This is a genomic window from Methylobacterium hispanicum (genome assembly GCF_022179285.1).
Lineage (GTDB): Bacteria > Pseudomonadota > Alphaproteobacteria > Rhizobiales > Beijerinckiaceae > Methylobacterium > Methylobacterium hispanicum.
Genome location: NZ_BPQO01000014.1, coordinates 34,415 through 51,716 on the forward strand (window position 1 = coordinate 34,415; position 17,302 = coordinate 51,716).

Here is a 17,302-nt window from a genome sequence, read left to right on the forward strand (position 1 = left end):
GGGTATCCTATTGCGAGGTCTGCTCGGCCGGAAGGCCGATCAGTTCCGCGACCATTAGGCGGATCTTGAGAAGCACGTCATCAGGCACGGAGCCGACGCGACGAAAGCCGCGCGACGCTCGGTCGACGCATCGGATCTGGTCGGCGAGGACGGCGCCCGTGACCGGGAGATCGTCGGGCAGCACGATCTTCGTCGGCCACGGCTTCGTGTTGCTGGTGACCGGACAGACGATGGCCGTCTCGTTCAGGCGGTGGAAGCCCGCATCCGAAAGCACGACGGCCGGGCGCACGCCGCTCTGCTCGCGCCCGAGGGTCGGCCGCAGGTCAACCCATACGATGTCGCCGGCCTGGAGGAGGCGGTCCTCAGTCGTCACGGATGATTTCCGCGCCGACGTCGGGTCCCCAATCAACGGTCCTCGGTCGATGACTGGGGCCGAGACGCTCCATCTCGGCGATCATCTCGGCAAGCGTAGGCACGGGCTCGCCGTTCACGAGACGTCTCCGCGCAGCCTTGCGCGTCACGGTCATTTCCACCGTCTCACCCTCGCGGATGCCGAGTTCCTCGGCCTCCGCCGGGGTGAGCCGGACGGCGAGGTCGTCGCCCCAGCGAACGACTTTGGCTTCCATCGCGCAGGCCTCCGGGGGCCGGCGCGCGGGCCGCGCCGGCGGAGATACGGGCCGATCCTACAACGGCTCGGCGCCGCGGCCCATCGCCGAGATGCCGGTGCGGCAGGTCTCGACCAGGCCGATCACCGTCATCAGGCGCACGAAGCGGTCGATCTCCTCGGTGGTGCCGGTGAGCTCGAACACGAAGGAGGTCAGCGTGGCATCGAGCGTCTTGGCGCCGAAGGCGGCGGCCAGCCGCAGCGCCTCGCTGCGGTGCTCGCCCTTCCCCGCGACCTTCACCAGGCAGATCTCGCGCTCGATGGCGTTGCCCTGGAGCGTCAGGTCGACGACCCGGTGCACCGGCACCAGCCGGTCGAGCTGCGCCTTGATCTGCTGGATGACCGCGTCGGTGCCCGAGGTCACGATGGTGATGCGCGAGAGGTGGCGCTCGGCCTCCGTCTCGGACACCGTCAGGCTCTCGATGTTGTAGCCGCGGCCGGAGAACATGCCGGAGATGCGGGCCAGCACGCCCGGCTCGTTGTCGACGATCACCGCGAGCGTGTGGCGGTTGACCGGCTCGACCTTCACCGGATCGGGGTAGTGGGTGTTCATCGCGTTCATGGCCTCGTCTCTCCCGCCTCTCTTATCGGCCGCACCGCCCCGCGGTGAACCGTTTTCTGGACCCCAGATTTCTGGACCCTTCCGGCGCGCCTGTGATATCGGCGCCGCCCATGACCTCCCGCCAGCGCGCCCTCGACGCCGTGCAGCCCCGCGGCCGGATCGGCGTCGAGATCGGGCCGCTGAACCGGCCGCTGATCCGCCGCGACGACGGCGAGATCCTCTACGCCGACCACCGCGCGACCGCGGACCTGCGCACCAAGTACGCGACCCATCCCGACGTCACCGGCCCGGACGCGGCTCCCCTCATGGAGATCGACCTCGTCCTCGACGGCCGGACGCTGACGGAGGCGCTGGGCCCCCGCGCGCCGGTCGACTACATCGTGGCGAGCCACGTGATGGAGCACGTGGCCGACCCGGTCGGCTGGCTCGGCGACATGGCCGCGTGCCTGCGCGAGGACGGTGTCCTGTTCCTGGCCGTGCCCGACAAGCGCTTCACCTTCGACTTCCGGCGCGCGCCCTCGACCACGGGCGACCTCGTCGCCCACCATCTCTCCGGCGCCACCACGACGAGCCCGGCCCAGATCTTCGAGCACACCGCCCGCACGGCGAGCGTCGATCTCGTGGCGATCTGGGCGGGCGCGGGCCGCGAGCCGCCGCCGCTCTTCGACAACCAGCTCGTCAGCGCGCTGCGCGACGCCCGAATGGTCGCCGAGACCGGCGCCTATTTCGACGCCCATTGCACGGTCTACACGCCGGCGAGCTTCCTCGCCGTGTTCGGCGAGCTGATCGCCCTCGACCTGATCCCGTTCGAGATCGCCGCGATCGAGCCGACCGAGCGCGAGCAGCTCCAGTTCTACGTGACGCTCCGCAAGCGCGCCGCCGCGAGCCCGGCGGAGCGGGCCGCCGCGACGCCCCGTCTCGACCCGCGCCGCCACCACGACCTGCCGGAGCCCCCGCCTCCCCCGCCGCTGGACTGGCGGGAACGGATCGCCCTGGCCTGGCGGGTGCTGCGGACGGGCCGCAGCACCCGGGGCGACGGAGCGCACGGTTGAGAACCCCGCGCGGGCTCCTCAGACCAGCATCTTGCCTTCCTCGGAGATGACGTCGCCGAGCTCGACCCCGGTCTCGCCGAGATAGTCGGACAGGAGCATCTCGTTGTGGGCCTTGCCCGACGGGATCATCGGGAAGCAGTTCTCGGTCTTGTCCACGACGCAGTCGAAGATCACCGGCCCGTCATAGGCCAGCATCTCGGCAATCGCCGCGTCGAGGTCGCCCGGCTTCTCGCAGCGCATGCCCTTGGCGCCGTAGGCCTCGGCGAGCTTCACGAAGTCCGGCAGGCTCTCCGAGTAGCTCTGCGAGTAGCGCGAGCCGTGCAGCAGCTCCTGCCACTGGCGCACCATGCCCATGTACTCGTTGTTCAGGATGAAGATCTTGACCGGCAGGCGGTACTGCACCGCCGTGGAGAGCTCCTGGATGTTCATCAGGATCGAGGCCTCGCCCGCGATGTCGATGACGAGCCCGTTCGGGTGGGCGAGCTGCGTGCCGATGGCCGCCGGCAGGCCGTAGCCCATGGTGCCGAGGCCGCCCGACGTCATCCAGCGGTTCGGCTCCTCGAACTTGAAGTACTGGGCCGCCCACATCTGGTGCTGGCCGACCTCGGTGGTGATGTAGGTCTCGCGGTCCTTGCAGGCCTCGTAGAGGCGCTGCACGGCGTATTGCGGCTTGATGATCGTGCCCGACGGCCAGTAGGCGAGGCACTCGCGCGCCCGCCACGTGGCGATCTTGGAAAACCACCCTTCGAGGTTGCTCCTCTCGGGCCGCGACGGCAGGGCGCGCCAGGCCTCCAGCATGTCCTCGAGCACCGAGGCGCAGTCGCCGACGATGCCGACATCGACCTTGACCACCTTGTTGATCGAGGAGGCGTCGACGTCGATGTGGATCTTCTTCGAGAAGGGCGAGAAGGCGTCCAGCCGCCCCGTGATGCGGTCGTCGAAGCGGGCGCCGACGCAGATCATCACGTCGCACTCGTGCATCGCGAGGTTGGCCTCGTAGGTCCCGTGCATGCCGAGCATGCCCAGGAATTTATCGTCCGAGGCCGGGAAGGCGCCGAGCCCCATCAGGGTCGAGGTGACCGGAAATCCGGTCTCGGCGACCAGTTCGCGCAGCAGGCGCGAGGCCTCGGGACCCGAGTTGATGACGCCGCCGCCGGTGTAGAAGACCGGGCGGCGGGCGCTCGCCATCAGCTCGACGGCCGCGCGGATGCGCTCGCGGTCGCCCTCGACGGCCGGCCGGTAGGTCTTGTGCTGCGAGGAGGTCGGCTTCTCGTAGAGGCCGCTGGCGAACTGGATGTCCTTCGGCAGGTCGACCACGACCGGGCCGGGGCGGCCGTTCTTGGCGACGTAGAACGCCTCGTGCAGGATGCGCGGCAGGTCGGCGATCGATTTCACGAGGTAGTTGTGCTTCGTGCAGTGCCGGGTGATGCCGACCGTGTCGCATTCCTGGAACGCGTCGGTGCCGATGAGGTGCGTGGGCACCTGGCCGGTGATGCAGACGAGCGGGATCGAGTCCAGCATCGCGTCGGTGAGGCCGGTGACGATGTTGGTGGCGCCGGGGCCCGAGGTGACGAGGACGCAGCCGACCTTGCCGGAGGAGCGCGCGTAGCCCTCCGCCGCGTGGACGGCGCCCTGCTCGTGGCGCACGAGCACGTGCTTGACCGCCTCCTGGTGGAAGAGCGCGTCGTAGATCGGAAGCACCGCGCCGCCCGGATAGCCGAACAGCGTGTCGACGCCCTGATCCTGGAATGCCCGGATGACCATCTCGGCCCCGGTCATGACCTCGCCGCCCATCGTCTTCCTCCTCGTCCCGTCTTCGTCTCGTGTCTTTTCGGTTCGATCAGCCCGGGCCTCAGGCAACAAAAAAGGGCCCCGAGGGACCCTGCATGCGCCACCGCCCGGATCGCGGCCCGTGGATCAGGGCCGCCCCGTCAGTGGCGCTAGCGTTACGATGAGGGCCGTGCGCATCGCGTGAAGTCCGATCCGGAACCGTTCCTTCCGGCGGTCCCATGTCGGGGCTCCTGCCGGAAAGTGTCGGGCGTGATAGCGGAGGGGACCCGAACGGTCAACGGGCGGGAACGCGAAAGTTTCACGGCGGCGGATCGCCCGCCTCACGCCTCCGGCGGTCGGCACCGCTCCACCCAGCCGCTCGCCGCGTCGTAGGCGGCCCCGAGTTCGAGGCAGGCGCGCTCGCCGTGGTTCGGGCCGACGATCTGGATGCCGGTCGGCAGGCCGCCGGGGCCGAAGCCCGCCGGCACGGCGAGCGCCGGCAGGCCCGACATCGTCCCCGGAATCACCGTCTCCATCCAGCGATGGTAGGTGTCCATCGGTCGGCCGCCGACCCGGTCCGGCCAGCGCTGCCCGATCGGGAACGGGAAGACCTGCGCGCAGGGCGCCACGAGGAACGGGTAGGTCTCCATGAAGTCGCGGACCGTCCGGTACCAGCGCGTGCGCCCTTCCTGCGCCCGGGTGACGGCCTCCGCGCCGAGCGCCAGCCCCCGCTCCACCTCCCAGGCTGCCTCGGGCTTGAGCTGGGCGCGGGTCCGCGGGTTCTCGTAGAACGGCCGCAGGCTGGCCGCGACCGTCCAGGCCCGCAGCGTCAGCCAGTCGCGCCAGAGCGCCGCGTAGTCGAAGGCCGGGTAGGCCGCCTCGACCGTGCAGCCGATCGCCCGGAACGTGTCGAGGGCCGCCTCGCCTGTCTCCAGCACGCCCGCCTCGAAGGGCAGGTGCCCGCCGAGATCGCCCATCCAGGCGATCCGGGTGCCGGTGAAGTCCCGCTCCAGCGGGGCGGCGAAGGCGGCCGGATCCTCCCGGTTCGAGAGGGGCGCGCGCGGGTCGTAGCCGGCGATGACCGAGAGCATCAGCCCGATATCGGCGGGCGAGCGCCCGACCGCGCCGAGCACCCCGAGCGAGGGCGTGAAGACGTCCGGGCTCTCGGCCGGGATGCGGCCGTAGCTGGTGCGCAGGCCGTAGAGGTTGTTGAAGGCCGGCGGGTTGCGCAGCGATCCGGCATGGTCGCTGCCGTCCGCCACAGGCAGGAGCCGCAGCGCCACCGCCACGGCGGCGCCGCCGCTCGATCCGCCGCCGCTGAGCGCGGGATCGTAGGCGTTGCCGGTCGCGCCGTGGACCGGGTTGAAGCTGTGCGAGCCGAGGCCGAATTCCGGCACGTTGGTCTTGCCGACGAAGATCGCCCCGGCCGCGCGCAGCCGCGCGACCATGATCGAGTCGGTCTCGGCCACGCGGTCGCGGAAGATCGGCGAGCCCTGCGTGAAGGGCAGGCCGCGGACCGGGTCGAGGTCCTTCACCGCCAGCGGAAAGCCGTGCAGCGGGCCCGCAGGCTCGCCGCGGGCGAGCTGCGCGTCGCGGGCCTCGGCCTGCCGCAGGAGCCCGGCGCGGTCCTGGAGCCCGACGATCGCGTTGACGCGCGGGTTCAGGCGCTCGATCCGGTCGAGATAGGCCCGCATCACCTCCGCGCAGGAGACCTGGCCGGACCCGATCGCCGCCGCCAGCGCGACGGCGCCGAGATCCGTGATCGCGTCGGACGCCACGGCCTCAGCCCTGCCGCCACTCGGAGGCGTGGTAGACGAAGCGCTCGCCCTCGCTCGCCAGCGCCGCGAGCCCGGTGAGGGCCGGGTCCTGCACGGTGATGACGCTCGTCGGGATCTCGCGCATCATCGCCGCGAAGGGGGCCTTGTCCTCGAAGGCGGGGCGGAAGTCGCCCTCCTGCAGCACCCGCACGATCCGCGGCGCGATGCCGCCGCCGATATAGACGCCGCCGGTCGCCAGGAAGGTGAGCGCGAGGTTGCCGCAGACCCGGCCGAGGATGCGCCCGAACAGGGCGAGCGCCTCGGCCGCGTGCGGGTCGGAAGCCGCGAGCCCGGCCTCGGTGACGGCGGCCGGGTCGATCCGCTCGGCGGGCGCCCCGGTGCGGACGTGCCTCACGGCCGCGTGCAGCCGCGCGAGGCCGGGCCCGGACAGCACCGTCTCGACGGTGATGCGGCCCTCGGCGCGCTCCAGCACGTGCCAGATCGCCTCCTCGTCGGGCGTCATCGGCCCGAGATCGGTGTGGCCCGCCTCCGTGGAGACGATGGCGAGGTGGTCGCCGTAGGGCACGAGCGCGGCGGCGCCGAAGCCGGTGCCGGGGCCGAGCACCACGCGGGCGCCCGCGGGCGCCTCCACGGGGCGGTCCTTGCACGGGCCGATCGGCGTGAGGTCGGTCGGCGCGATGTCGGCCGCGCCCGCCGCCACCGGCACGTAGTCGTTGACGACGACCGCGCGCGAGAGCCCGAAATCCGGCCCGATCCGGGCCGGCGCCACGAGCCAGGGCGCGTTGGTGAGCTGGATCTCCGGTCCGTCCACCCGGCCAGCGATGGCGAGGATCGCCGAGCGCGGCCCTCGCCCGCCCGCCGCCTCCGCCCCCTTGGCGAGGGCCGCGCGGATCGCGCTCGTGGGGTCGGGATGGCCGTGGGTGGGCTCGTGCGAGAGCATCCGGGGCTCCGCACCCGTCTCCGGCACCAGCGCGAAACGCGCGTTGGTGCCGCCGATATCGCCGACGAGGACCGGGAACTCGAACATGCGGACCGCTCTCCTCTAGCCCCGGACGGCGGGGGGGGCAGTGACCACCGATGCTGGGGGATCCCGGCGGCTGAAACCCTGCCCTTTCCCGGACACCTGGAACGAAGTGGAAGGTGATCCGGGATCCAGCACAGGAAGGGCCGCGCAACGGCTCGACCTCCAGCAACGGTGCAGCATTCGGACGCTTCGCGCCTTCATGGGCTGGGTCCCGGATCACCCTCCGCTGACGCTCCGGGCGTCCGGGAAAGCGGAGGTGATGTTGGAACCGCATCTCCGGTTTCCATTCAGGCCCCCGGAAGGACGTCCGGGTCGAGGGGCGCGCCGTCCGCCCAGGCGGTGAGAAGCTGGCGCACGGCGGCCGGATCGGCGAGCCGCCGGGTCGCGATCGTGTCGCTCTCGCCGACCCGCACCGAGACGCCGCCGTCCTCGTTGACGGACGCGAAGGCGATCTCGTCCGTGCGGTCGTCGCCGAGGAAGACCGCGCGCCGGCCCGCGTAGGGGGCGGCCTCCATGAAGGCCCGGATGGCGTGGCCCTTCGTGGCGCTCGCGGGCACGATCTCGCCGACGGCCTTGCCGAGCTGCAGCCGGTACGCGGCGCCGAGCGCGGCAGCCGCCGTCTTGACGATCGCCTCGGCGCGGGCGGCATCGTCCGGCGCGGCGAGGCGCCAGTGCACCGCGACCGAGGCGCCCTTGTCCTCGATCAGCACCGCGTCGAGGTCGGCGAGCCGGGCCTGCAGGCGCTGCACCTCGGCGCGTAGGTCCGGATGGTCCTCGGCCCGCCCGCCGCTCAGCACGCCGTCGGTGCGGCGCTCGACCCCGTGCAGGCCGGCGACGTCGAAGCGGCCGGGCTTCAGGAAATCGTCGATGACGCCGACCGGGCGCCCGGTGACGATGGCGAGCGCGCCGCCGAGCCGCTCGCGCAGGCGTTCCAGGGTGCGCACGAGATCCGGATCGACCTGCACCGCGTCCGGCCGCGGCGCGATCTCGACGAGGGTGCCGTCGAAATCGAGGAACAGGGCAAGGCTCACGCGCGGGCTCCGGCCAGGCAAGGATCGCGTCCGAGCTAGCACGGTGCCCCGCGGCGCCGCAAACGCCGGACCCTGGACCATGGACCCCGGGCCGCGCAGGGCTCGCCAGGCAGGCCCGCCCCGCTATACCTCGCGCATCATCAGCCCGTTGCGCGAGGTGTGGCGATGCAGGTTTCGGCGGACCCGAAGGATCTCGGCCTCTGTCCTGAGCGGCTCGAGCGCGTGGACGGCTGGATGCGCCGGCTGGTCGATGACGGGCGTCTCGCCGGCCTCTCGGTCTCGGTGATGCGGCGCGGGCAACTCGCTTTCGCGCGGGCCCATGGCCTTGCCGACCTGAAGCGGGGCACGCCCTTCCGTCTCGACACGGTCGCGCGCATCTACTCGATGACGAAGCCGCTCACCTCGGTGGCGGTGATGCAGCTCTACGAGGAGGGCTGCTTCCAGCTCGACGACCCGGTGGCGCGTTTCCTGCCGGAATTCTCCGCCATGCGCGTCGCGACCGGCGGCAACCGGGCCAAGCTCGAGACCGAGCCGGCGTGCCGCATGATCACGATCCGCGACCTCCTCACCCACACGGCCGGCCTCACCTACGGCTTCATGGAGGCGACGCTGGTGGACGCGCTCTACCGGGAGCAGGGCGCGGACTACCTGCGCACCGACGCCACCCTCGCCGAGGTGACCCGGATCGTCGCCGGCCTGCCGCTCCTCGCCCATCCGGGCGCGGCCTGGAACTACAGCGTCGCCACGGACGTGCTCGGGCGCCTCGTCGAGGTGGTGTCGGGGCGGGACTTCGCCAACTACCTCCGCGAGCGGGTGATCCGCCCGCTCGGCCTGCACGACACCGACTTCCACGTCCGGCCGGAGAACCGCGACCGCTTCGCGGCCTGCTACGTCTACGACCGGGAGCGCCGGCTCACCCAGTACGACGACGCGCGCGAGACCGTGTTCGCCGAGCCGCCCGCCATCGCGTCCGGCGGCGGCGGCCTCGTCTCGACGGCCTCCGACTACCTGCGCTTCTGCCGCCTCGTCCTGAACGGGGGCGTGCTCGACGGGGTGCGGCTCCTCGGGCGCAAGACCGTGGCGCTGATGACGACGAACCACCTGCGGGGCGATCTGGCCGCCATGGGCACGCCGCGCTTCGCCGAGACCTCCTACGACGGGATCGGCTTCGGCCTCGGCTTCTCGGTGATGCTCGATCCCGCCCGCGCCCAGATCCTGGGGAGCCCCGGCGAGTGCGCCTGGGGCGGGCTCGCCTCGACGGCCTTCTGGATCGACCCGTCCGAGGACATGGCGGTGGTGCTCCTGACGCAGCTCATCCCCTCCTCGGCCCTGCCGATCCGCAAGGAGCTCAGGGTGATGACCTACGCGGCGCTGGTCGATTAAGGGTGGAACAGCGCCCGCGGCGGGGCGTTCAGGGCGAGGCCCCCGGCGCGGCAGGAGACGATTTGACGGTGGAAGGCGGGGCGACGGTGCGGGCCGGGGGGGCGGCGCACGAGGGCGAGGCGCTGTGGCGCGGCCTGTTCGAGCGGCTGCACGAGGGATTGCTGATCGGCGAGGTGGTGCGCGACGCGGGCGGCGCCGTGATCGACTGGCGCTACCTCGACGTGAACCCGGCCTGGGAGCGCCTCGTCGGGATCCCGCGCGAGCGGGCCGTGGGCCGCACGCTCCGCGAGCTGATCCCGGGCATCGAGGATGTCTGGATCGCCGACGTCGCCCGCGCGGTGACGGAGGGCGAGACCGTCGCCTTCTCGCGGCGCGTGGACCTGTTCGACCGCTGGTACGAGGGTCACGCCAGCCCGCTCGGAGGCGATCGCTTCGCCGTGCTGTTTCTCGAATCCACCGCGCGACGCGCCGCCGAGGAGCGGCTGCGCGAGGGCGAGGCGCGCCTGCGCATGGCGGCCGACGCCGCCGAGATCGGCCTGTGGGACCTCGACTGCGGGAGCGGGCGTCTGTTCTGGGACGCACGTGTGCGGGCGATGTTCGGGGTCGGCGACAATCGGCCGATCGTCCGGGCCGATTTCGAGGCCGCCCTGCATCCGGACGACCGGGCGGCGACGCAGAAGGCGCTCGAGGCCGCGCTCGATCCGGCGCGGCGCGCCCTCTACGATGTCGAGTACCGGACGCTCGGCCTCGACGACGGCGTCGTCCGCTGGGTCGCCGCGAAGGGGCGCGGCCAGTTCGACGAGGGGGGGCGCTGCCTGCGCTTCACCGGCACCGCCATCGACGTCGGCGCACGCAAGGTCGCCGAGACACGCCTTGCGGAGAGCGAGGCGCGCTTCCGCAACATGGCCGACCACGCCCCGGTGATGATGTGGGTGACGGACCCGAGCGGGACGTGCACCTACCTCAACCGGAGCTGGTACGCCTATACGGGCCAGAGCGAGGCGGAGGGGCTGGGCCTCGGCTGGCTCGATGCGGTGCATCCGGACGACCGCGGCTGGTCGGGCGAGACGTTCCTGGCCGCCAACGCCCGGCAGGCGCCGTTCCGCCTGGAATACCGTCTTCGTGGGGCGGACGGGCGCTACCGCTGGTTCATCGACGCGGCCGAGCCGCGGATGGCCGAGGACGGCGGCTTCCTCGGCTATATCGGCTCGGTCGCCGACATCCATGACCGCAAGATCGCCGAGCAGCGCCTGGTCGAGGCGACGCGCCGGCTCGACGCCATCCTCAACAACACCACCCAGGCGATCTTCCTGATGGATGAGCGCCAGCACTGCGCCTACATGAACCGCGCGGCCGAGGCCCTCACGGGCTACGCCCTCGCAGAGACCGCGGGCCGCGCGCTCCACGACGTGGTGCACCACACCCGCCCCGACGGCTCGCCCTACCCGCTCTGCGAGTGCCCGATCGACCAGGCCTTCCCGGAGAACAACCAAGAGCAGGGCGAGGAGGTCTTCGTCCACCGCGACGGCTCGTTCTACCCCGTCGCCTTCACGGCGAGCCCGATCCGCGACGAGGCGGGCCGTCCCATCGGCACGGTGATCGAGGCGCGCAACATCGAGGCGGAGCTGCGCGCGAAGGCGGCGCTGGAAGCCTTCAACGCGACGCTGGAGCGGCGGGTCGCCGAGGAGGTCGCCGCCCGCGAGAGCGCCGAGGCGGCCCTGCGCCAGTCGCAGAAGATGGAGGCGGTGGGCCAGCTCACCGGCGGCCTCGCGCACGACTTCAACAACCTGCTCACCGGCATCACCGGCTCGCTCGAACTCCTGCAGACGCGCATGGGCCAGGGCCGGATGACCGACCTCGACCGCTACATCAACGCCGCGCAGGGGGCGGCGCGGCGCGCCGCCGCCCTGACCCACCGGCTCCTCGCCTTCTCGCGGCGCCAGACCCTCGATCCGAAGCCCACCGACGTGAACCGGCTGATGGCCGGCATGGAGGATCTGATCCGCCGCACGATCGGCCCGGGCCTCGCCCTGGAGGTGGTCGGCGCCCCGGGCCTGTGGCCGGCGCTCGTCGATCCGAGCCAGCTCGAGAACGCGCTCCTGAACCTCTGCATCAACGCGCGCGACGCCATGCCGGAGGGCGGGCGCATCACCATCGAGACCGCCAACCGCTGGCTCGACCATCGCGCCGCCCGCGAGCGCGACCTGGATCCCGGGCAGTACCTCTCGCTCTGCGTCACCGATACCGGCACCGGCATGACGCCCGAGGTGATCGCCAAGGCCTTCGACCCCTTCTTCACCACGAAGCCGATCGGCCAGGGCACGGGCCTCGGCCTCTCGATGATCTACGGCTTCGTGCGCCAGTCCGGCGGGCAGGTCCGGATCTACTCGGAGGTCGGCCAGGGCACGACGATGTGCCTCTACCTGCCGCGCCATCACGGGCCCGCGGAGGGCCTGGAGCCCCTGCCGGACCTCGCCTCGGCGCCGCGCGCCGAGCAGGGCGAGACGGTGCTCGTCGTGGACGACGAGCCCTCCGTGCGCATGCTGGTGACGGAGGTTCTGGAAGATCTCGGCTACACCGCGATCGAGGCGGCGGACGGCCCCTCGGGCCTGCGCCTGCTCCAGTCGGACGTGCGCATCGACCTGCTCGTCACCGATGTCGGGCTGCCGGGCGGCATGAACGGCCGGCAGGTGGCGGACGCGGCCCGCGTCGGCCGGCCGGCCCTGAAGGTGCTGTTCATCACCGGCTACGCCGAGAACGCGGCCGTCGGCAACGGCCATCTGGAACCCGGCATGGCGGTCCTGACCAAGCCCTTCGTCATGGAGACGCTGGCCAGCCGCATCCGCGAGATGATCGAGGCGGGGTGATCGCGGACGTCGCATCGCCCCGATCCGCCCGGCGGGGAGCCCCATGCCCGCTCGCCGGACGCGGACCCCGTTTTAGAGCCGTGGCCGGTGGTGTAGGAGCGGGGCTCCCCGGACCGTGCCACGGCCCGGCCCTTGTGCTGATCGAGGCGCGCGACCGTGCAGAACCCTGATGGCGACGCCCTCCCCGTTCCAACGGGGGCGACCGGCCTCGACTACCTCCTGCGCGGCGGCTACGCCCGGAGCCGGGCCCACCTGATCGAGGGCCGCCCCGGCTCCGGCAAGACCACGCTCGCCATGCAGTTCCTGCTCGATGGCGCGCGGCGCGGCGAGCGCTGCCTCTACATCACCCTGTCGGAGAGCCGGCGCGAGCTCCAGAACGTCGCCGCGCGGCACGGCTGGTCGCTCGACGGCATCGAGATCGTCGAGCTGGTGCCGCCCGAACTCAGCCTCGATCCGCGCCAGCAGCAGAGCCTCATCCACGCCTCCGACCTCGAACTCGGCGAGACCGTGCACCTCGCGATGGCCGAGATCGAGCGGGCCAAGCCCGAGCGCCTGGTCTTCGACAGCCTCTCGGAGATCCGCCTGCTCTCGCAGGGGTCGCTGCGCTATCGGCGGCAGGTCCACGCCCTGCGCAGCTTCCTGCTGATCCAGAACACCACGGCGGTCCTGCTCGACGACCTCACGGCGGAGGTGGACGACCTCAACCTGCACAGCCTCAGCCACGCCGTGATCCGCATGGAGCACCTCGCGCCGCTCTACGGCGCGGAGCGGCGGCGCCTGCGCGTGATCAAGATGCGCGGCACCGCCTTCCGAGGCGGCTTCCACGACTACGTGATCCGCCGCGGAGGCCTCACGATCTACCCGCGCCTCGTGGCGGCGGACCATCCGAGCACCTTCCCGGAGGCGCAGGTCGGCAGCGGCAACGTCGCCCTCGACGCGCTGATCGGCGGCGGCCTCGACCGCGGCACCAGCACGATGCTGATCGGCCCCTCCGGCGTCGGCAAGTCGACCGTCGCGGCCGCCTACGTCACGGCGGCGCTCGAGCGCGGCGAGCGGGCCCTGATGCTCGCCTTCGACGAGACGACGAGCGTGCTGATGCGACGCTGCCGCGGGCTCGGCATGGACCTCGCGCCCCACGTCGCCAGCGGCCGGCTGCGCATCGAGCAGATCGACCCGGCCGAGATCTCGCCGGGCGAGATGGCGGCCCGCGTGCAGGACGCGGTCGAGCGCGAGGACGCCGGAATCGTGGTGATCGACTCGCTCACCGGCTACCACAACGCCATGCCGGAGGAGCGCTTCCTGCTCCTCCAGATGCACGAGATCCTGACCTACCTGAACCAGCAGGGCGTGGTCACGCTCCTCATCCTCGCCCAGCACGGGATGGTGGGCCCCATGAAGGCGGCGGTCGACCTGACCTATCTCAGCGACACGATCCTGCTGTTTCGCACCTTCGAGGCCGCGGGCGAGCTGCGCCGCGCGATCTCGGTGGCCAAGAAGCGCACGGGCCCGCACGAGTCGACGATCCGCGAGCTGCGGATCGATACCCGCGGCATCGCTGTCGGCGAGCCCCTGCGGCGGTTCCGCGGAATCATGACCGGTGTGCCGACCTTCGACGGCGAGGCGGACACGCTCCTGCCCGACCGCGACGCCGATGCCTGATTCCGCCCTGCCGGTCCTGATCCTGGCGCCCCACGGGCGCGACGCGGAGGTCGCCGCCTCCATCCTGGCCGAGGCGGGGATCCCGACCCGGATCTGCGCCGGCCTGCCGGAGCTGGTCGAGGCGCTCGACGGCGCCACCTGCGCCGTCGTCACCGAGGAGGCCCTGCTGATGGCCAACCGCCAGACCCTGGCCGACTGGGTGGCACGCCAGCCGCCCTGGTCGGACTTCCCCTTCATCCTGCTGACGCTGCGCCGGGGCGAGCCCGACCGGCGGCTCGCCGAGGCCCTGGGCAACGTCAGCTCGGTGGAGCGGCCCTTCCACCCCGCCACGCTCGTGATGGCCGCCCGGTTCGCGGGCCGGGCCCGCCGCCGCCAGCACGAGGCGCGGGCGCATCTGGAGGAGCGCGAGCGCACCGCCGAGCGGCAGGCCCTGCTGATCCGCGAGCTGCACCACCGGGTGAAGAACACGCTGGCGACCGTCCAGGGGCTGCTCGGCGCCTCGGCGCGGGCGGCCACCAGCGTGGACACCTTCTACAACGCCTTCTCGGCGCGCATCATCTCGCTTGCCAAGACCCACAACCTGCTCACCGACGACTACTGGCAGCAGGCCTCCCTGAGGGAGATGCTGGTCAACGAGCTCGGCCCCTACGACGATGAGGGAGGCGGGCGCATCCACCTCGACGGGCCGTCCGTCGAGCTGATCGGCGACCTCGCGGTGCCGACCGGCATGGCGATCCACGAGCTCACCACCAACGCGGCCAAGCACGGCGCGCTCTCGCTGCCGGAGGGGCGCGTCGCGGTGCGCTGGGAGGTGCGGCGCACCGGAGGCGGGCGGGACCTGCTGCTCGACTGGCGCGAGAGCGGCGGTCCGCCGGTCGAGGAACCCACCCGGAGGGGGTTCGGCTCGACGCTGCTTCAACGGGTGCTGAAGGTCCAGTGCGGCGCCGAGATCGCGTTCGCCTACGAGCCGGGGGGGCTGCACTTCCACATGGAGGTGCCGCTTCCGGACCAGCGCGCCGTGCCGGCCTACGAGGGCTGAGGATGCCTCATACCGTTTCCGGTCGATCGGTCCGGCCGCATGAGGTGAACCGCGCCATGCCCCCTCTCCCATAGGGAGAGGGTAGGGGTGAGGGGTATGACCTCACAGGACGGAGCACGCCATCGACGCGCGTTCAGGGTGAGCCTCATCTAGAAACCTCATACCCCTCACCCTGTCCCTCTCCCTCTGGGAGAGGGGACCCGCGCTTCGTCCTGAGACGATGCGTTGGACCGAACCCATCAACCGGAGGACGCCTCAGATCAGCGATGCCGCGACGGCCAGCAGGCCGGCCAGCAACCCGGCGATGCCGGAACCGGCCAGCAGCGCCGTGCGCAGGCGGCCGGGCCGGTGGTTGTCGTTGCAGGCCGCGGGCAGCGCGCTCGGGAAGCGGCGCCACTTGCGCGAGAAGGAGGGCGCGTCCTGCAGGGCGCCGGGCCGGGGTGCGTCGGGCTGATGGCGACAGGACATGGACCGTCCGACCGGTTCGAGGCGTCCCTTCGAGACAGCGCAACATAGCACGGGCGCGGGCCGGCACCACAGCGGATGCCGGCCCGCGCCCGCCTTCCGAGGGACTACTCGGCGGCCGGCTTGGGCGCGGCCGCGCCCGGCTTGGCGGCCGGCTTGGCGGCGCCCGTCGGCGCCGCGGTCGAGCCCGTCGCGGCGGGCTTGGCCGGCAGCCACTCGGCGTCGGAGCGGGGACCGCCGGGGCCGTTGGTCGGGCCGGTGAGCTGGCCGGGCAGCACGTCGCTGACCTTGTTCCAGGTCTGGGACTTGCACAGGAAGGCGATCAGGCAGCCGCGCACGGTCAGCTCGCCCGGCGCCTCGCTCCAGATCGTCACGTCGTAGGACTTGCCGTCCTCCGAGTTGTAGATCTTGCCCTCGTAGCGGGCGTCCGCGTTCGGCTTCAGCCCGAGGATGAGCTGGTGGCCGAGCGAGGGCCGCGCCTGCTTCTTCGTGTCGGGGTTCTTGAAGTCGACCCGGGGCTGGCCCTTGTCGTTGAGCGGCACCTTCAGCCACACGACGTAGCCGCAGAGGTTCTTCTCGGCGGGGCCGCACCGCTCCATGCGGATCCGGGCGCGCCCGTCCTCGGTGAGGAACGTGCCGGTCGCGTCGGCCGGGGCCGCGGCGTGGCCCGCGCCCGCCAGGCCCGCCAGCAGCGCGGCCGGCAGCACCGCGCGCCGGAGACCGGCCCGCCCTGCACCCGTCGCGATCAGTCGAAACGTCATGCCATACTCCCAAGCGAAGCGGGCCGTGCCCCTCCGGCCCCGCTCGTCCGCGCACTCCCGGTGGGTCCCGCGTCCCCGCTGGGGGCGGCCCGCCTGTCGGGGCCCGCAATCCGCCCCGATGTTGACCGCATCATGACGTCCGGTGAGATCTTCCGCCCGATCCGGCGTTTCGCCGTGGCCCGGCAGCATCCCGCGACCCGCCCCTCCACACGTCTGCAGCCATGATCGTCCGCCCGCGCCCGAACCTCCTCGCCATCCTGTTCACGCTGCGCGGCTCGATCCTGCCGCAGGTCGCGCCGACCGTGCTGGGGCTCGCCGCCTTCGCCTGCCTCGTGGTGGCCGCCGAGCAGCGCTGGCCGGAGGCCTTCCCGGTCACGGCAGGCATCGGGCCGTTCACGCTGATCGGCCTCGCGCTCTCGATCTTCCTGAGCTTCCGCAACAATGCCTGCTACGAGCGCTGGTGGGAGGCCCGCAAGCTCTGGGGCGGGCTGATCGTCGAGGCGCGCGGCCTCGCCCGCACGCTGAACGCGCTCCTGCCCGGCGACGACGTCCTGCGGCGGGCGGCCCTGCGCCGCGTGGCGGGGTTCGCGGGCGGCCTGCACGCCCGCCTGCGCGGCGCCGACGAGGCCGCAGCGGTGGCGCCCTGGCTGCCGCCGGGCGAGGCGGCGGGCGCCCTGTGCCCGACCGACGCGGTGCTCGCCCGCCTCTCCGCGGACCTGGCCGAGGCGATGCGCCGGGGCGTGATCGGCGACGTCCTGTTCGGCGTTCTGGAGCGCAAGGTCGCCGACCTCTCGGCGATCCAGGCGGCCTGCGAGCGGATCCGCAGCACGCCCCTGCCCTTCGCCTACACGCTGCTCCTCTACCGCACCGCCTGGCTCTACTGCCTGTTCCTGCCCGTCGGCCTGTCGGGCTCGCTGGGCTGGGCGACGCCGGCCGCGGTCGCGCTGGTGGCCTACACCTTCTTCGGCCTCGACGCGCTGGGCGACGAGCTGGAGGAGCCCTTCGGCACCGACCCGAACGACCTGCCTCTCGACGCCATGCTGCGCATGGTCGAGGCGATCGTGCTCGACGCACTCGGCGAACCCGTGCCCGAGCCGCTGCGGCCCGAGAACTTCCTGCTCCGATAGGGGCTCGCCTCCGGTCTCCCGCCCGGGTGCCAGCATGGGTGCCCGCCTGGGCGCCCGCGGCGCCGGATGCGGGAAGGGGCCGGCGCAGGCGCCGGCCCCTCCACGATTCCGTCCCGTCGC

The 17,302-nt window shown here is 72.2% G+C and carries 15 protein-coding genes; 6 read left to right on the forward strand and 9 right to left on the reverse strand.

Annotated elements, in window-relative coordinates:
* Nucleotides 1–7 precede the first annotated feature (7 nt).
* Genes MFF56_RS16555 through ilvN form a run of 3 tightly spaced genes read right to left on the reverse strand, consistent with a single transcriptional unit; the run spans nucleotide 8 to nucleotide 1,226 of the window.
* Nucleotides 8–373 carry a type II toxin-antitoxin system PemK/MazF family toxin gene (locus tag MFF56_RS16555; RefSeq protein ID WP_082773385.1) on the reverse strand — a complete coding sequence of 122 codons (366 nt, stop codon included), beginning with the start codon at nucleotides 371–373 and terminating at the stop codon, nucleotides 8–10.
* Nucleotides 363–626 (reverse strand): AbrB/MazE/SpoVT family DNA-binding domain-containing protein, encoded by a 264-nt coding sequence (locus MFF56_RS16560; RefSeq protein WP_066927830.1) that lies wholly within the window; start codon nucleotides 624–626, stop codon nucleotides 363–365. The genes MFF56_RS16555 and MFF56_RS16560 overlap by 11 nt, the downstream gene beginning before the upstream one ends.
* A 57-nt stretch (nucleotides 627–683) precedes the next feature.
* Complete coding sequence (gene ilvN / locus MFF56_RS16565; RefSeq protein WP_066927828.1) at nucleotides 684–1,226, reverse strand: acetolactate synthase small subunit; 543 nt, start codon at nucleotides 1,224–1,226, stop codon at nucleotides 684–686.
* A 110-nt stretch (nucleotides 1,227–1,336) separates the two neighbouring features.
* Between ilvN and MFF56_RS16570 the strand changes: the two genes are divergently transcribed.
* Nucleotides 1,337–2,278 carry a class I SAM-dependent methyltransferase gene (locus MFF56_RS16570; protein WP_066927826.1) on the forward strand — a complete coding sequence of 314 codons (942 nt, stop codon included), beginning with the start codon at nucleotides 1,337–1,339 and terminating at the stop codon, nucleotides 2,276–2,278.
* Nucleotides 2,279–2,296: 18 nt separating this feature from the next.
* Here MFF56_RS16570 and MFF56_RS16575 read toward each other — a convergent pair whose 3' ends face one another.
* The 4 genes from MFF56_RS16575 to otsB form a co-directional block, all read right to left on the reverse strand.
* Complete coding sequence (locus tag MFF56_RS16575) at nucleotides 2,297–4,072, reverse strand: acetolactate synthase 3 large subunit (RefSeq protein WP_066927825.1); 1,776 nt, start codon at nucleotides 4,070–4,072, stop codon at nucleotides 2,297–2,299.
* A gap of 317 nt (nucleotides 4,073–4,389) precedes the next feature.
* Nucleotides 4,390–5,826, reverse strand: a complete 1,437-nt coding sequence (locus MFF56_RS16580) for an amidase (RefSeq protein WP_238230421.1) — start codon at nucleotides 5,824–5,826, stop codon at nucleotides 4,390–4,392.
* Between the two features lie 4 nt (nucleotides 5,827–5,830).
* Nucleotides 5,831–6,853, reverse strand: a complete 1,023-nt coding sequence (locus tag MFF56_RS16585) for a glucokinase (protein ID WP_066924117.1) — start codon at nucleotides 6,851–6,853, stop codon at nucleotides 5,831–5,833.
* Nucleotides 6,854–7,137: 284 nt separating this feature from the next.
* The gene (gene otsB / locus MFF56_RS16590) at nucleotides 7,138–7,881 is read right to left on the reverse strand and encodes a trehalose-phosphatase (protein ID WP_066924115.1); all 744 of its coding nucleotides are present in this window, start codon (nucleotides 7,879–7,881) and stop codon (nucleotides 7,138–7,140) included.
* 165 nt (nucleotides 7,882–8,046) lie between these two features.
* On the opposite strand from otsB, the gene MFF56_RS16595 reads away from it, so the two are divergent.
* The 4 genes from MFF56_RS16595 (at nucleotide 8,047) to MFF56_RS16610 (ending at nucleotide 14,829) form a co-directional block, all read left to right on the forward strand.
* Nucleotides 8,047–9,264, forward strand: a complete 1,218-nt coding sequence (locus MFF56_RS16595; protein WP_066924113.1) for a serine hydrolase domain-containing protein — start codon at nucleotides 8,047–8,049, stop codon at nucleotides 9,262–9,264.
* A gap of 68 nt (nucleotides 9,265–9,332) precedes the next feature.
* The gene (locus MFF56_RS16600; RefSeq protein WP_238230451.1) at nucleotides 9,333–12,131 is read left to right on the forward strand and encodes a hybrid sensor histidine kinase/response regulator; all 2,799 of its coding nucleotides are present in this window, start codon (nucleotides 9,333–9,335) and stop codon (nucleotides 12,129–12,131) included.
* 156 nt (nucleotides 12,132–12,287) lie between these two features.
* A complete protein-coding gene (locus MFF56_RS16605) occupies nucleotides 12,288–13,790 on the forward strand; it encodes an ATPase domain-containing protein (RefSeq protein ID WP_066919560.1) in 1,503 nt (500 codons plus the stop codon).
* Entirely contained in the window at nucleotides 13,783–14,829 is a 1,047-nt protein-coding gene (locus tag MFF56_RS16610; RefSeq protein ID WP_066919558.1) for a sensor histidine kinase, read from the forward strand. The genes MFF56_RS16605 and MFF56_RS16610 overlap by 8 nt, the downstream gene beginning before the upstream one ends.
* 255 nt (nucleotides 14,830–15,084) lie before the next feature.
* On the opposite strand, the gene MFF56_RS16615 is transcribed toward MFF56_RS16610, so the two are convergent.
* Nucleotides 15,085–15,297, reverse strand: a complete 213-nt coding sequence (locus tag MFF56_RS16615; protein WP_066926672.1) for a hypothetical protein — start codon at nucleotides 15,295–15,297, stop codon at nucleotides 15,085–15,087.
* Nucleotides 15,298–15,401: 104 nt separating this feature from the next.
* Nucleotides 15,402–16,055 carry a DUF2147 domain-containing protein gene (locus tag MFF56_RS16620; RefSeq protein ID WP_238230423.1) on the reverse strand — a complete coding sequence of 218 codons (654 nt, stop codon included), beginning with the start codon at nucleotides 16,053–16,055 and terminating at the stop codon, nucleotides 15,402–15,404.
* A 221-nt stretch (nucleotides 16,056–16,276) separates the two neighbouring features.
* Here MFF56_RS16620 and MFF56_RS16625 point away from each other — a divergent pair, with 221 nt between their 5' ends.
* Nucleotides 16,277–17,182, forward strand: coding sequence for a bestrophin family protein (locus tag MFF56_RS16625; protein WP_238230426.1), 906 nt, complete (start codon nucleotides 16,277–16,279; stop codon nucleotides 17,180–17,182).
* The last annotated feature ends 120 nt before the right edge of the window (nucleotides 17,183–17,302 follow it).